We start from the raw sequence: 12,919 nt of genomic DNA on the forward strand, positions 1-12,919 counted from the left end.
GGGCCGTTCGCGTGGGTCGGGCAAGTGTTGTTCAGGCCGGTGGGGCGGTGCTCCCGGCCCCCGCCCGGGTCGCGTCCGCGCCCCAGCTCGCCAGCAGGCGCAGCGCCTGGGCCGACGGGGTGTCCGGTTCCGCGTGGTAGGTGATCAGGGACTGCTCGGCGTCGTCGACCAGGCGGAACGTCTCGAAGGACAGGGTCAGATCGCCGACCAGCGGATGCCGCAGGCGCTTGACGCCGAAGCCCTTCTCCTTGACGTCGTGCGCGGCCCACAGCCGGCGGAACTCCTCGCTCTTCACGGAGAGCTCGCCCACCAGGGCGGACAGCCGCGGGTCGTCCGGGTGGCAGCCCGCGTCCATGCGCAGATAGCCGACCATGTCCTGCGCCTTCTGGTCCCACTCCACGAACAGGTCGCGGTACTCGGGCCGCAGGAACACCAGCCGCGCCCAGTTCCGCTCCGGCGCCGGCAGTTCTCCCCAGTCACCGAAGAGGGCCGCGGCCATCCGGTTCCACGCCAGGACGTCCGAGCGGCGACCCACGATGTACGCCGGGACGGTGTCGATCGAGTCCAGCAGATGCCGCAGCGTCGGCCGCACCTGCTGGGTGCGCGCCGCCGGCTTCTTCTTGTGCTGCTTCGGCTTCGCCAGGTGCGTCAGGTGGGCGTGCTCGGCGTCGCTCAGCCGCAGGGCGCGCGCGATCGCGTCCAGCACCTCCGCCGAGACGTTGCGCCCGTTGCCCTGCTCCAGCCGTGTGTAGTACGCCACGGAGACCCCGGCCAGCTGCGCCAGCTCCTCGCGGCGCAGCCCCGGCACGCGCCGCCGCCCGAACTCGGGCAGCCCCACGTCCTCCGGCTTCAGCCGGGCGCGCCGGGTGCGCAGGAACTCACTGAGCTCGGCACGCCGGTCCAGGCCCCCGCCGGACTGCGATGCGGGCTCCTGTGCGGGTTCGGGCTGTTCGTCCATGCCTTCCAGTATTCATGGTCGTACGCACACGAGCCTGACCCCGCCAGTGGTACGCACCGTGTGCGTACGCAAAACGGTGGTCTGGGTAGACGCTCGCGTTTTCGGCACGCTGGTGATCGTGCCCGGTCGGAAGATCCAGAAGGCAGCCGGGCACGGAACCCCCGCTAGGAGAACCCCGGCATGACCACTGTCGCCGCGTACGCCGCACCCGCCCCCAAGGCTCCGCTGGAGCGCACCACCATCGAGCGCCGAGAGGTCCGCGAGTTCGATGTCCTGATCGACATCAGGTTCGCCGGTATCTGCCACTCCGACATCCACCAGGCCCGTGAGGGCTGGGGCGAGGCCATCTTCCCGATGGTCCCCGGCCACGAGATCGCCGGTGTCGTCACCGAGGTCGGCCCGGGCGTGACGAAGTTCGCCGTCGGCGACCGCGTGGGCGTCGGCTGCATGGTCGACTCCTGCCGCGAATGCGAGAACTGCAAGGCCGGGCACGAGCAGTACTGCGTCGAGGGCAACATCCAGACGTACAACGCCGTCGGCAGGGACGGCGAGCCCACCTACGGTGGCTACTCGCAGAAGGTCGTCGTCGACGAGAACTTCGTCGTCCGCATCCCCGACGGCCTCTCCCTCGACGTCGCCGCCCCGCTGCTGTGCGCCGGCATCACCCTCTACTCCCCGCTCAAGCGCTTCGGCGCCGGCCCCGGCAAGAAGGTCGCCATCCTGGGCCTGGGCGGTCTCGGCCACATGGGCGTGAAGATCGCGCACGCCCTCGGTGCCGAGGTCACCGTGCTGTCCCAGTCCCTGCGCAAGCAGGAGGACGGCCTGCGGTTCGGCGCCGACCACTACTACGCCACGAGCGACCCGAAGACCTTCGAGGAGCTGAACGGCACGTTCGACCTGATCGTGTCCACGGTGTCGGCCCCGCTGGACTTCAACGCCTACCTGGCGCTGCTGAAGCCCGAGGGCACGCTGGCGAACGTCGGCGCCCCCGAGGAGCCGATCTCCCTCAGCCTCTTCTCGGTGATCGGCGGCGGCAAGTCGCTCGCCGGTTCCATGATCGGCGGCATCCCGGAGACCCAGGAGATGCTGGACTTCTGCGCCGAGCACGGCCTCGGTGCCGAGATCGAGCTGATCAGCGGTGACCAGATCAACGAGGCTTATGAGCGGGTGCTGGACAGCGATGTGCGGTACCGGTTCGTGATCGACACGGCGACGATCTGAGCCTGACCACGGGGGCCCGGCGCACTTTGATCGTGCGCCGGGGCCCTCGGCGTTCAGTATCGTGGGCCGGGAGGGGAGGCCCACCATGACCGTGCAGCTGAACCACACCATCGTCGTCGCGCATGACAAGCGCGCCTCAGCCCGGTTCCTCGCCGACCTCCTGGGGCTCGACGTGAGCCCGCCCTACGGCCCGTTCCTCCCGGTCGAGATCCCCAACGGCGTGACGCTCGACTTCATGGACAGCCCCGGCGCCATCACGCCGCAGCACTACGCCTTCCTCGTCTCCGAGGACGAGTTCGACGTGATCTTCGGCCGTATCCAGGAGGCCGGTCTGACGTACTGGGCGGACCCGTTCCACAGCCGCCCCGGCGAGATCAACCACAACGACGGCGGCCGGGGCGCGTACTTCGACGACCCCGACGGCCACCGACTGGAGATCATCACGAGGCCGTACGGCAGCGGCGGCTGATCCATCCCCCCTGACTCCCGGACCGCTCCGCCTGTCACATCTCTCCGCCGCCCTCCGTCATACCGGCGAAGGCGAACGGCGAAGTCGACAGTCGGGGAGTAGTCATGACGTCATCCATCCTGGTCACCGGCGGCACGGGCACCCTGGGCGGCCATGTCGTCCCGCTGCTGCACGCGGCCGGCCACGAGGTGCGGATCCTCAGCCGCAACGCCCGCCCCGCCGAGGACGGCATCGGGTACGTCACCGGCGACCTGCTCAAGGGCGAGGGTGTCGAGGCCGCCCTCGACGGCGCGGAGACCGTGCTGCACCTGGCGGGCGGGCCCAAGGGCGATGACGAGGCGACCCGCAATCTGGTGCGCGCCGCGTCCCGGGCCGGTGTGGGGCACCTGGTCTACATCTCGGTCATCGGCGCGGACCGGGTGCCGCTGGCCTGGATGCGGACGAAGCGGGAGTCGGAGCGGGCCGTCGCCGACTCGGGCATCCCGTGGACGACCCTGCGCGCGGCCCAGTTGCACGACCTCGCGCTGACCATGGTCGAGAAGATGGCGAAGTTGCCGGTGTTCCCGGTCCCCGGCGGCCTTCGGCTCCAGCCGGTCGACTCCCGCGAAGTCGCCGCCCGCCTCGCGGAGCTGGCTCTCGGCGCCCCCTCCGGCCTCGTCCCGGACCTGACCGGGCCGCACGTCCACGGCCTCGCGGACCTGGCCCGCCCCTACCTCCGCCTCCGGGGGCGGCGCCGCCCGATGCTGCCGGTACGCATCCCCGGCAAGGCCGGGCGGGCGTACCGGGCAGGGGCGAACCTCACCCTGCGGGGGGCGGAGGTGGGGAAGCGGACCTGGGAGGAGTTCCTGGCGGAGCGGCTGGGTTAGCGGGGCTCTGTCTTACCGGGAAGCCGGCCGGTCCTGGTCGTCGAAGGTCCACACGGCACGGGGCCCCGGGCCGACGGTGAGGGTCGAGTGACCGATGCGCTCCTCGTGCCGGTACGACACCGGCCCGTTCAGCGACATCTCGACCTGGCGCAGACCGACCTGGTCGAGGGGCACGGCGTCGAAGCGGAGTGTGGTGCCGCCGCCCTTCGCGACGACGCCCCCGCCCGGCAGGGAGCGCACGGAGAACCCGCCGGCCTTCAGCAGCGGCACCGTGTTGGCGAGGTCGCGTGCGGTCACCGCGAGCCGGATGCCGGTCACGTCCCGCATCAGATGGTCGCGGTAGGCGTCAGGCAGATAGCGCTCCCGGCCCACGTCACCGGGGTGGGAGGCGGGTTCGGTGTTTCCGCGCGGGTCGGCGAAGTACTCCGGCCGGTACTCGCTGCCCCAGGCGCCGAAGAGGTCGTACTGGTCGGTGGTGAAGACGGCGTCGAACCACGGCACGGGGACGCCGTCGCCGAAGTCGCGCGTCTGCTGGAACTCGACGGGGTCGCTGATCCCCTGCTCGCGCAGCCGCGCGAGCACCGTCACCAGGTCGCCCTTCCGCTCGGTCGAGACGCCCATGCCGGTGGAGCCGAGAGTGCCGTCCTTGCCGGGCAGGTCGCCGACCCCGAACAGCTCCAGATAGGTCTCGCGACCCATCAGATAGCGGCCGGTCCAGGTCTGCCCGCCGGAACCGGTCGTGGTGCGGACCTGGAAGTTGGCGAAGTCGCGCAGATAGGCGGAGTGCTCGATGGCGTCGGCGGTCTCCCGGTCGAGGACGCCGTACGCGTGGTTGTAGAACAACAACTGCCGTCCGGCGTCTCCGGTCCGCGCCGAACTCACCCCGCCCTGGACCGCCCCCGCGAGGGCCAGAGTGACGACCATGATCACCTGTAACGCTCGTCTGAGAACCATGCGAAGGAGCGTAGAGCGGGAGGAATCGATTCCGCTGGGGAATTACGACGGGGAGGCGGGCGTTGTCGGGGGCCCTTTGTCAGGGGCCCTTTGTCAGGGGCTCTTCGTCAGGGGATCTCTGCCGGAGGATTCCTGCCCGCCCTGGTCGAGTCGGAACGGCGGGTACTGGTCGGTCATCAGGGCGGCGTAGGCGGTCACTCGCGCGCACCAGCGGGCGAGGCCCAGCAGGAAGTCGAAGAGGTGCCGTGGATAGCGGGCGGTGAACAGCAGGATGACCACCGCGACCAGGGAGAGCCAGGTCATCAGCCCACCGCCCCGCCAGCCGCTCCCGCCCGAGCCCCAGCCGCCGCCCACGAACATCGCGACGACGATGTACTGCGGGATCGCCAGCAGCCACCACTTCACCAGGACCAGGCCGCGCGACAGCCGCTCGGGATAGACGACGTCGAAGCGCGCCGGATAGTCGGGCACGTCGGCGAGGGTGAACGGCGGGTACCGGTCGGTGCCGAGCGCCGTGTGGGCGTAGTAGCCGACCCGCCAGTTCCAGCGCAGCACACCGACGTTGAAGTCGAAGAGGGACCGGGGGTACCGGGCGGTGAACAGGATGGCGAAGAACGCGATGACCGTCACGACCGCGAACGCGATCCACAGGAAGAACAGCACGATGTAGTGCGGGATGGCGAGCAGCCACTTCACCAGCCACAGCCATCGGGACAGCCGGGCGTCGACAGACGCCTCGATACGCACGGGCGACGCGGTGACAGGAATCATGTGGCGGAACTCCCTTCGCCTGCAGATTCGCAAGCGAGGAGGAGCCCCGCGACCTGGGCGGGGCCGTTCGCGCGTCCTGGGCCGTCACGACGCCACGGGGGCGGCGGTCACGGACCGCCACGCCAGGACGGGAGTGGCGGTCGCGGACCGTTACGACGGCACAGGGGCGGCGGTGTCCGGCTCGTCGGTGCCGTCCGGTTCCCGTGGCGGGTCGCTGAGCTGCTCGCGCACGTAGTTCCACACGACCGCGATCAGCGCGGCGATGGGGACGGCGAGCAGGCTGCCCACAATGCCGGCCAGACTCCCGCCCAGCGTCACTGCCAGCAGCACCACGGCCGCGTGGAGGCCGAGCCCACGGCTCTGGATCATGGGCTGGAAGACGTTCCCCTCCAGCTGCTGCACCACCACGATGATGGCCAGCACCATCAGCGCGTCCGTCAGGCCGTTGGAGACCAGCGCGATGAGGACCGCGACGAAACCGGCGAACAGGGCGCCGATGATCGGCACGAAGGCGGAGACGAACGTAAGCACCGCCAGTGGCAGCACCAGCGGCACGCCCAGGATCCACAGGCCCAGCCCGATCAGCACCGCGTCGAGCAGGCCGACGGCCGCCTGGGACCGTACGAAGCTCCCCAGGGTGGCCCAGCCGCGCGCGAACACGATCGGGACGTCGGTGGCGAACCGGCCCGGGAGCTGCCGGGACAGCCACGGGAGGAACTTCGGCCCGTCCTTGAGGAAGAAGAACATCAGGAACAGCGCGAGGACGGCGGTGACCACTCCGCTCACCACGGTGCTGACGCCGGTGACGACCGTGCCGACCATGCTGCCGACGCCCTCCTGGGCGCGGGCGACCGCCGTGTCGAACGCCTTGTTTATCTGGGCGTCACCGATGTTCAGCGGCGGGCCGGCGGCCCACTCGCGCAGCCTCTGGATGCCCTCGACCACGCCGTCGGTCAGCTCACCGGACTGCGACGCCACCGGCACCGCGATCAACGCCACGACGCCTACGGCGACCAGCAGGAACAGCACGGTCACGAGCGACGCGGCGAGCGCGGGCGGCCACCCGCGACGGCGCAGGAAGCGGGCCGCGGGCCAGGTCAGCGTGGTCAGCAGCAGTCCGACGACGAGCGGCCACACCACCGACCACATCCGGCCCAGCAGCCACAGAGCCACGGTCAGCGTCACGAAGACCAGCAGCAACTCCACGGCCACCCGCGCGGACAGCCGCAGCGCGTGACGGGCTTTCGCCGGACTCAGGGTCGAATTCGAGGGGGCAGTCACGGGGGCACCCTATTGCCAGGGTGCTCCCGCGTATGCAGTGGTGCCGGGGTTCGGCTCCAGAGCTACCGGTGTTCAGCCCTCGGCCTTGGCCACACCGATCGGGCAGGACAGGCCCGTGCCGCCGATGCCGCAGTATCCCGCCGGGTTCTTGTCCAGGTACTGCTGGTGGTAGCCCTCGGCGGGATAGAAGGGCCGGCCCTGCGCCGGGGCGATCTCCGTGGTGATCTCGCCGAATCCGGAGGACGCGAGGACCTGCTGGTAGGAGTCGCGCGAGGACTTGGCGGTGGCCGCCTGCCCGGGGGTGTGGGTGTAGACCGCCGAGCGGTACTGCGTGCCCACGTCGTTGCCCTGGCGGAAGCCCTGCGTGGGGTCGTGCGACTCCCAGAACGTCTTCAGCAGGCGTTCGTACGAGATCACCTTCGGGTCGAAGACCACGCGCACGACCTCCGTGTGGCCGGTCAGGCCCGAGCAGACCTCCTCGTACGTGGGGTTCTCGGTCTCGCCGCCCTGGTAGCCGGCCAGTGTCGTCCACACCCCTGCCGGGAGCTGCCAGAACTTGCGCTCGGCGCCCCAGAAGCAGCCCAGACCGAAGTCGGCGACCTCCAGACCCTCCGGGTAGGGGCCGAGCAGGGGGTTGCCGAGGACGGTGTGGCGGTCGGGGACGGTGAACGCCGGGACCGGGCGGCCGGGCAGCGCCTGCCCGGGGGACGGCAGCTCGGGCTTACGGCTGTGCAGGAACATGAGGTCTCCAGCGGTCTTCCAGGGGGGCGACGCCATCTACGGGACGCCCTCTACAACGTGCGGAGACCGGTGGGAATTCCGGCCTCCCGCGGCCCGAGCCCTCAGTGCGGCAGGCTCGCCGGGCTGCCGCCGTTCGCCTCGTAGCCCGCCACCGCCAGCGCCCGGTACACCGCGAACTCCGCCGCCGGGTCCTCCGACAGCGTCCAGGGCAGGGCGCCGACATGGCCGTCGATGTGTATCAGCTGGCTCATGGCCTCCGCCCAGCGCTCGCTGCGGACCAGGAAGAAGACCAGCAGGTGCCGCGCGTGCGCCAGCATCGGGTCGTCGGGGCGGGCCGAGTGCACCGCGTGCAGCGCGCCGTGCATCGCCTTCGTGACGACCTCGGACTGCCAGAAACTGCTGACCAGCGTCACCTCGGGAAGGTGCTCGAACACCGCGAAGAGGGGCATCGCCGCGAGCAGCGAGCCCTGGGGTGCGCGGGCCGCCGCGGCCTCGGCGAACGAGTACGCCAGCTCACGCGAGCCGTGCCACTTCTCGCACCAGTAGTGCAGCGCGGCCAGATGCGCTCCCATGTGCGCCGGGTCGCGGTCCAGGATCTTCAGCCACAGCTGCTCGAAGTCCTTCCGCGAGTAGCCGAGCCCGCGGGCCACCGACAGCTCGACGATGTACGGGACCGGATCGCCGGGGGACAGCAGCGCCGCGTCGGCGCACGCCGACCTGGCCTCCTCCATGATGATCCGGAACTCGTCCGTCCCCCGCGTCGCCGTCCGCCACGCCTGCTGCACCAGGAACTCGGCCTGCACCGCCGCGCCGCCCGCGTCCTTGGGTGCCTCCGTCCGCCACACCCGCAGCCACTGACCGCCCGGCGCCTCGCCGACCCCGCCGGGCCGCCGCGCGAGCTCCAGCGAGGCGGCACCCGCGAAGGCCTGCACCCGCTGCCAGCGCCGCTCGCCCTCCGTCTCCGTGCCCGCGAGGAGCTGCTGCGCCGCGCGGTAGTCCTGCGAGCGCTGCACCACGTCCAGGACGTCCAGCAGGTCCTGGTCGGGGCCGGGCATGCGGATGTCGAGCTCCTCCTCGCGGACGAAGCCGTAGTTCGCCGGGTCCGCGGCGTCCGGGTGGTCGGGCGAGACCAGTCCGACCGCACCGCGCCTGCGCCGCAGGAAGGGGAGCAGCACGAAGCCCAGCATGACCAGTGCGATCAGGACCCAGAGAATCTCCATGCGACAAGCGAACCAGACCGCGCCGACAATTGGCCAACCTCATCCCCGAACCTGTGGAAAACCCGGCACGAGCGGCCCCGCGGCCCTGTGGAAAACCCGGCGCCGGGCGCGCGTCGACTCGTACTCCGGCACTCTTCGCGTCGGCGCACTACCCTCGGTCCTCATGAGCGACAGGCACATCAGTCAGCACTTCGAGACGCTCGCGATCCACGCGGGCAACACCGCCGACCCCCTGACGGGCGCGGTCGTCCCGCCGATCTACCAGGTCTCGACCTACAAGCAGGACGGCGTCGGCGGCCTGCGCGGCGGCTACGAGTACAGCCGCAGCGCCAACCCCACCAGGACAGCGCTGGAGGAGAACCTCGCCGCCCTGGAGGGCGGCCGCCGCGGTCTCGCGTTCGCGTCCGGGCTGGCGGCCGAGGACTGCCTGCTGCGTACGCTGCTCAGCCCGGGTGACCACGTGGTCATCCCCAACGACGCCTACGGCGGCACGTTCCGGCTGTTCGCCAAGGTCGTCGCCCGCTGGGGCGTGGAGTGGTCGGTCGCCGACACGAGCGACCCGGCGGCCGTACGGGCCGCTCTCACCCCGAAGACCAAGGTGGTGTGGGTGGAGACCCCCTCCAACCCGCTGCTCGGCATCACCGACATCGCCGCCGTCGCTCAGATCGCCCGGGAGGCGGGCGCCCGCCTCGTCGTCGACAACACCTTCGCCACGCCCTACCTCCAGCAGCCGCTGGCACTGGGCGCGGACGTCGTCGTGCACTCGCTGACCAAGTACATGGGCGGCCACTCGGACGTGGTCGGCGGCGCGCTGATCACCGACGACGCCGACCTGGGCGAGGAACTGACCTTCCACCAGAACGCGATGGGCGCCGTCGCCGGGCCCTTCGACTCCTGGCTGGTGCTGCGCGGCACCAAGACACTCTCGGTCCGCATGGACCGGCACAGCGAGAACGCCGTCAAGGTCGCCGACATGCTCACCCGGCACGGGCGCGTGACGAGCGTGCTGTACCCGGGCCTGCCGGAGCACCCCGGCCACGAGATCGCCGCCAAGCAGATGAAGTCGTTCGGCGGCATGGTCTCGTTCCGTGTCGAGGGCGGCGAGGAGGCGGCCGTCGAGGTCTGCAACCGCGCCAAGGTGTTCACACTGGGCGAGTCCCTGGGCGGCGTCGAGTCGCTCATCGAGCACCCCGGCCGCATGACGCACGCGTCCGCCGCCGGCTCGGCCCTCGAGGTCCCGGCCGACCTGGTGCGTCTGTCCGTCGGCATCGAGAACGCCGACGACCTGCTGGAAGACCTTCAGCAGGCGCTCGGCTAGGACGGCCCCGGCCCTCCAGGGTCACCAGCCGGTGAGGGGTGGAGTCGTGTCCGACGGCGGCTCCACCCACGGACGGGCCGTCAGCGCCCACACCGTGAACGCCACGGCCGCCGCGAGCAGCAGCAGCCACAGCAGCCGGCGGGCCAGCGCCCTGCGCCGCAGCATGCGGCCGCCCCGGCGCACCGCCGCCGTGTGGATCTCGGGCGGCACGGGCCGCGGCGCCTGCTCCATCAGCCGCCGCACGATCGCCTCACGGTCGTTGCCGCTCATGTCGGTCCTCGGTCGCCGGAGGGGTTCGTGACGGCGCGGCCTTCGGCCGCCCGCAGGGTCGCCTCGCGGTGGTTCCCGCTCATGTCGGCCCCCGGTTGCCGGAGGGGTTCATGACGGCACGGCCGTCAGCCGGCAGTGGTTCCCGGGGCGGTGGCACGGCCGGACCGGGCCAGGCGGCCCAGGCCCGCACGGTCGCTTCCCCATCGTTGCCGTTCATGTCGGCCCCCGGTCGTAGGAAGGGCTCATGACGGCACCGCCTTCGCGGCCGCCACCGCCGGTGCCGGTCCCCGAGGCCGGTGCAGCAGGGCCGACGTCGCCCGGTGGCAGATGGCCCGCACGCGCTCCGCGGACAGGCCCAGCAGGGCCGCCGTCTGCTCCTCGGCGACGCCCTCGTAGAGCATGAGGACCAGGATCAGGCGTTCCTGCGGGGTGAGCGGCGCCAGCGGTGCGGAGGGGTGCGGGCGGGTGCGGCCGAGGCCGCCGTAGTGGTGCCAGGTGCCGCGGGCGAAGCGGGTGGCGAGGAACTGGCGGGTGCGGTCGTAGGGATCCTCACCGCGCAGCCGGTCCCAGCACGCGTACGTGTGCGCCAAGGACAGCGTCAGCAGGCGCCGCGCGCGCGGGTTGTCGTCCGGGGCCTCCGCCGTGAGCAGGGTGGCGGCATGCAGCAGCCGCCCCGCCGCGCCCGCGACGAACGCCTCGAACTCCCGGGCCCGACGGGTCTCCCGTGACGCATGCCGTTGCCGCATCGCGCCTCCCGCCTACCGGCGACCCTGAGGATGCGGGCCCGGTCGCGTACACGTGGACGACAGGACCCGGTCTCATATCAGGCCAGGGTCGGCCCCGCGGTCAAGAGCCGCGCACGGCCGGTGCTCAGGAGGGCGACTGCGTCTCCGGCCCCGGCAGCCCCGGGACCGCCATCCGGGCGGACAGCGCGCTGTTGAAGCGCGTCAGGAGCGAGCAGAACGCCTCGCGCTCCTCCGGCTCCCACTCCTCGGTCAGCTCCGCCATCAACTGCCGCCGCGACGAACGCACTTCCTCCAGCCGGGCCTGCCCGCGCGGGGACAGCTGGAGCACCACAGCGCGTCCGTCCTCGGGGTGCGAGGTGCGTTTGACCAGGCCCGTGTCGACCAGCGGAGCCACCTGCCGGGTGACCGTCGACGAGTCGATCCCCATGCTCGCGGCGAGCGCCTTCACGCCCATCGGGCCTTCCTTGTCGAGACGGTTGAGCAGCAGATACGCGGCGCGGTCCATGGAGTTGCGCACCTGCCCGACTCCGCCGAGCCGGGTCTGTTCGGCACGGCGGGCGAACAGTGCCACCTCGTGCTGCAGCGTGTCGAGAAGACCGGTGTCACCGACGGTCGTCATGTCCATCGACATTTCAGGTGTTGTGGGCATCGCCGGGGGCTCACTTCGTGGAGGGCTGGCTGATTGGGGGACAGGGTACGCGGCCGGGAGGCGGGTCGTACCGGCGCTTCACAAAGCGGGTCTCGGAGGTTGGTCACAACCGTCGTTCCCGCCTGTGAACTGCGATGCTGGTGTCATGAGCTACAGCACGGCTGACTCCTTGCGACCCGTCACGCTCGACGATGTGCGCGGCGCCCAGAAGATGCTCTCGGGTGTGGCGCGGGTGACCGCGATGGAAGGCAGCAGGCACCTCTCCCAGATGGTCGGCGCGCCGGTGCACCTCAAGTGCGAGAACCTCCAGCGGACCGGTTCGTTCAAGCTGCGCGGCGCGTACGTCCGGATCGCCGGGCTGCTGCCCGAGGAGCGCGCCGCCGGTGTGGTCGCCGCGAGCGCCGGAAACCACGCGCAGGGCGTCGCCCTGGCGTCCTCGCTGCTCGGTGTGCGCTCCACGGTGTTCATGCCGAAGGGCGCCCCGCTGCCCAAGGTCAGCGCCACCCGGGACTACGGGGCCGAGGTGCGGCTGCACGGCCAGGTGGTCGACGAGACGCTGGCCGCCGCGCAGGAGTACGCGGCCGAGACGGGCGCGGTGTTCATCCACCCCTTCGACCACCCCGACATCATCGCGGGCCAGGGCACGGTGGGCCTGGAGATCCTCGAGCAGTGCCCCGAGGCGCGCACGATCGTCGTCGGTATCGGCGGGGGCGGTCTCGCCGCCGGGATCGCGGTGGCGGTGAAGACCCTGCGGCCGGACCTCAGGATCGTGGGCGTCCAGGCGGAGGGCGCGGCGGCCTACCCGCCCTCACTGGCGGCGGGACGGCCCGTGTCGGTCGAGAACCCGGCGACGATGGCCGACGGCATCAAGGTCGGACGGCCCGGCGACGTGCCGTTCGGGCTCGTCGGCGAACTGGTCGACGAGGTGCGCACGGTCAGCGAGGACGAGCTGTCCGCCGCGCTGCTGCTGTGCCTGGAGCGGGCCAAGCTGGTCGTGGAGCCGGCCGGGGCGAGCCCGGTCGCGGCGCTGCTGAGCCGGCCCGGCGCGTTCGAGGGGCCGGTCGTCGCGGTGCTGTCGGGCGGCAACGTCGACCCGGTGCTGATGGAGCGGGTGCTGCGGCACGGCATGGCCGCGCAGGGCCGCTACCTGGCCGTACGGCTGCGGCTGACGGACCGCCCTGGCGCTCTCGCCACAATTCTGGGTGTGCTGTCAGTGGTCGACGCTAATGTCCTCGACGTGAGCCATGTACGGACCGACCCACGGCTCGGGCTCACGGAGGCGGAGGTCGAGCTGCACCTGGAGACGAAGGGCCCGGAGCACTGCGGCGAGGTCGGCCGGGCGCTCCGCGAGGCGGGCTACACGGTCATGAACTGACCCGGCGCCGGAGCCCGTCAAGATCCCTTCCTCTCACGGAACGAGACGTGGAAAATTCGATTGTGAGACGCGATACATCG

Annotated in this window: 14 protein-coding genes; 5 read left to right on the top strand and 9 right to left on the bottom strand. The window is 71.3% G+C overall.

The window, feature by feature from the left end; translation table 11 throughout:
• Positions 1-31: 31 nt before the first annotated feature.
• Positions 32-958 (bottom strand): helix-turn-helix domain-containing protein, encoded by a 927-nt coding sequence (locus ACQEV8_RS28195; protein ID WP_432965638.1) that lies wholly within the window; start codon positions 956-958, stop codon positions 32-34.
• Between the two features lie 180 nt (positions 959-1,138).
• Between ACQEV8_RS28195 and ACQEV8_RS28200 the strand changes: the two genes are divergently transcribed.
• From ACQEV8_RS28200 to ACQEV8_RS28210, 3 genes are all read left to right on the top strand, one after another.
• On the top strand, positions 1,139-2,179 hold the full coding sequence (locus tag ACQEV8_RS28200) for an NAD(P)-dependent alcohol dehydrogenase (RefSeq protein ID WP_432965641.1): 1,041 nt from the start codon (positions 1,139-1,141) through the stop codon (positions 2,177-2,179).
• A gap of 85 nt (positions 2,180-2,264) precedes the next feature.
• Complete coding sequence (locus tag ACQEV8_RS28205; RefSeq protein WP_432965644.1) at positions 2,265-2,648, top strand: VOC family protein; 384 nt, start codon at positions 2,265-2,267, stop codon at positions 2,646-2,648.
• Positions 2,649-2,752: 104 nt separating this feature from the next.
• Entirely contained in the window at positions 2,753-3,514 is a 762-nt protein-coding gene (locus tag ACQEV8_RS28210; RefSeq protein WP_432965647.1) for an SDR family oxidoreductase, read from the top strand.
• A gap of 12 nt (positions 3,515-3,526) precedes the next feature.
• On the opposite strand, the gene ACQEV8_RS28215 is transcribed toward ACQEV8_RS28210, so the two are convergent.
• The 5 genes from ACQEV8_RS28215 to ACQEV8_RS28235 all read right to left on the bottom strand — a co-directional run bounded on the left by ACQEV8_RS28215 (position 3,527) and on the right by ACQEV8_RS28235 (position 8,481).
• Complete coding sequence (locus ACQEV8_RS28215) at positions 3,527-4,468, bottom strand: DUF5829 family protein (RefSeq protein WP_432965654.1); 942 nt, start codon at positions 4,466-4,468, stop codon at positions 3,527-3,529.
• A 93-nt stretch (positions 4,469-4,561) separates the two neighbouring features.
• Positions 4,562-5,239 (bottom strand): DUF4389 domain-containing protein, encoded by a 678-nt coding sequence (locus tag ACQEV8_RS28220; RefSeq protein ID WP_432965657.1) that lies wholly within the window; start codon positions 5,237-5,239, stop codon positions 4,562-4,564.
• A 150-nt stretch (positions 5,240-5,389) separates the two neighbouring features.
• On the bottom strand, positions 5,390-6,496 hold the full coding sequence (locus ACQEV8_RS28225; protein WP_432973059.1) for an AI-2E family transporter: 1,107 nt from the start codon (positions 6,494-6,496) through the stop codon (positions 5,390-5,392).
• 96 nt (positions 6,497-6,592) lie between these two features.
• Entirely contained in the window at positions 6,593-7,261 is a 669-nt protein-coding gene (gene msrA, locus ACQEV8_RS28230; protein ID WP_432965660.1) for a peptide-methionine (S)-S-oxide reductase MsrA, read from the bottom strand.
• 101 nt (positions 7,262-7,362) lie between these two features.
• Positions 7,363-8,481, bottom strand: coding sequence for a hypothetical protein (locus tag ACQEV8_RS28235; protein WP_432965663.1), 1,119 nt, complete (start codon positions 8,479-8,481; stop codon positions 7,363-7,365).
• Positions 8,482-8,644: 163 nt separating this feature from the next.
• Between ACQEV8_RS28235 and ACQEV8_RS28240 the strand changes: the two genes are divergently transcribed.
• Positions 8,645-9,799 carry a cystathionine gamma-synthase gene (locus ACQEV8_RS28240; protein ID WP_432965666.1) on the top strand — a complete coding sequence of 385 codons (1,155 nt, stop codon included), beginning with the start codon at positions 8,645-8,647 and terminating at the stop codon, positions 9,797-9,799.
• 21 nt (positions 9,800-9,820) lie between these two features.
• Here the strand turns inward: ACQEV8_RS28240 and ACQEV8_RS28245 are convergent, their stop codons facing one another.
• The 3 genes from ACQEV8_RS28245 to ACQEV8_RS28255 form a co-directional block, all read right to left on the bottom strand.
• Entirely contained in the window at positions 9,821-10,069 is a 249-nt protein-coding gene (locus tag ACQEV8_RS28245) for a hypothetical protein (RefSeq protein WP_432965669.1), read from the bottom strand.
• A 242-nt stretch (positions 10,070-10,311) separates the two neighbouring features.
• The gene (locus tag ACQEV8_RS28250) at positions 10,312-10,815 is read right to left on the bottom strand and encodes a sigma factor-like helix-turn-helix DNA-binding protein (RefSeq protein WP_432965672.1); all 504 of its coding nucleotides are present in this window, start codon (positions 10,813-10,815) and stop codon (positions 10,312-10,314) included.
• Between the two features lie 124 nt (positions 10,816-10,939).
• Entirely contained in the window at positions 10,940-11,446 is a 507-nt protein-coding gene (locus ACQEV8_RS28255; RefSeq protein WP_432965675.1) for a MarR family transcriptional regulator, read from the bottom strand.
• A gap of 163 nt (positions 11,447-11,609) precedes the next feature.
• Here ACQEV8_RS28255 and ilvA point away from each other — a divergent pair, with 163 nt between their 5' ends.
• Positions 11,610-12,839: a threonine ammonia-lyase gene (gene ilvA / locus ACQEV8_RS28260; protein ID WP_432965678.1), complete on the top strand. Its 1,230-nt coding sequence runs from the start codon at positions 11,610-11,612 to the stop codon at positions 12,837-12,839.
• Positions 12,840-12,919 lie beyond the last annotated feature (80 nt).

Source organism: Streptomyces sp. CA-179760 (genome assembly GCF_050937045.1).
In the GTDB taxonomy this organism is placed as follows: domain Bacteria; phylum Actinomycetota; class Actinomycetes; order Streptomycetales; family Streptomycetaceae; genus Streptomyces.

Excerpts from the sequence above, each read along its gene's own strand:
- ACQEV8_RS28215 (WP_432965654.1), bottom strand. The coding sequence starts at position 4,468 with ATGGTTCTCAGACGAGCGTTACAGGTGATCATGGTCGTCACTCTGGCC.
- ACQEV8_RS28195 (WP_432965638.1), bottom strand. The coding sequence starts at position 958 with ATGGACGAACAGCCCGAACCCGCACAGGAGCCCGCATCGCAGTCCGGC.
- ACQEV8_RS28200 (WP_432965641.1), top strand. The coding sequence starts at position 1,139 with ATGACCACTGTCGCCGCGTACGCCGCACCCGCCCCCAAGGCTCCGCTG.
- ilvA (WP_432965678.1), top strand. The coding sequence starts at position 11,610 with ATGAGCTACAGCACGGCTGACTCCTTGCGACCCGTCACGCTCGACGAT.
- ACQEV8_RS28235 (WP_432965663.1), bottom strand. The coding sequence starts at position 8,481 with ATGGAGATTCTCTGGGTCCTGATCGCACTGGTCATGCTGGGCTTCGTG.
- ACQEV8_RS28210 (WP_432965647.1), top strand. The coding sequence starts at position 2,753 with ATGACGTCATCCATCCTGGTCACCGGCGGCACGGGCACCCTGGGCGGC.
- msrA (WP_432965660.1), bottom strand. The coding sequence starts at position 7,261 with ATGTTCCTGCACAGCCGTAAGCCCGAGCTGCCGTCCCCCGGGCAGGCG.
- ACQEV8_RS28250 (WP_432965672.1), bottom strand. The coding sequence starts at position 10,815 with ATGCGGCAACGGCATGCGTCACGGGAGACCCGTCGGGCCCGGGAGTTC.
- ACQEV8_RS28205 (WP_432965644.1), top strand. The coding sequence starts at position 2,265 with ATGACCGTGCAGCTGAACCACACCATCGTCGTCGCGCATGACAAGCGC.
- ACQEV8_RS28255 (WP_432965675.1), bottom strand. The coding sequence starts at position 11,446 with ATGTCGATGGACATGACGACCGTCGGTGACACCGGTCTTCTCGACACG.
- ACQEV8_RS28220 (WP_432965657.1), bottom strand. The coding sequence starts at position 5,239 with ATGATTCCTGTCACCGCGTCGCCCGTGCGTATCGAGGCGTCTGTCGAC.
- ACQEV8_RS28240 (WP_432965666.1), top strand. The coding sequence starts at position 8,645 with ATGAGCGACAGGCACATCAGTCAGCACTTCGAGACGCTCGCGATCCAC.
- ACQEV8_RS28245 (WP_432965669.1), bottom strand. The coding sequence starts at position 10,069 with ATGAGCGGCAACGACCGTGAGGCGATCGTGCGGCGGCTGATGGAGCAG.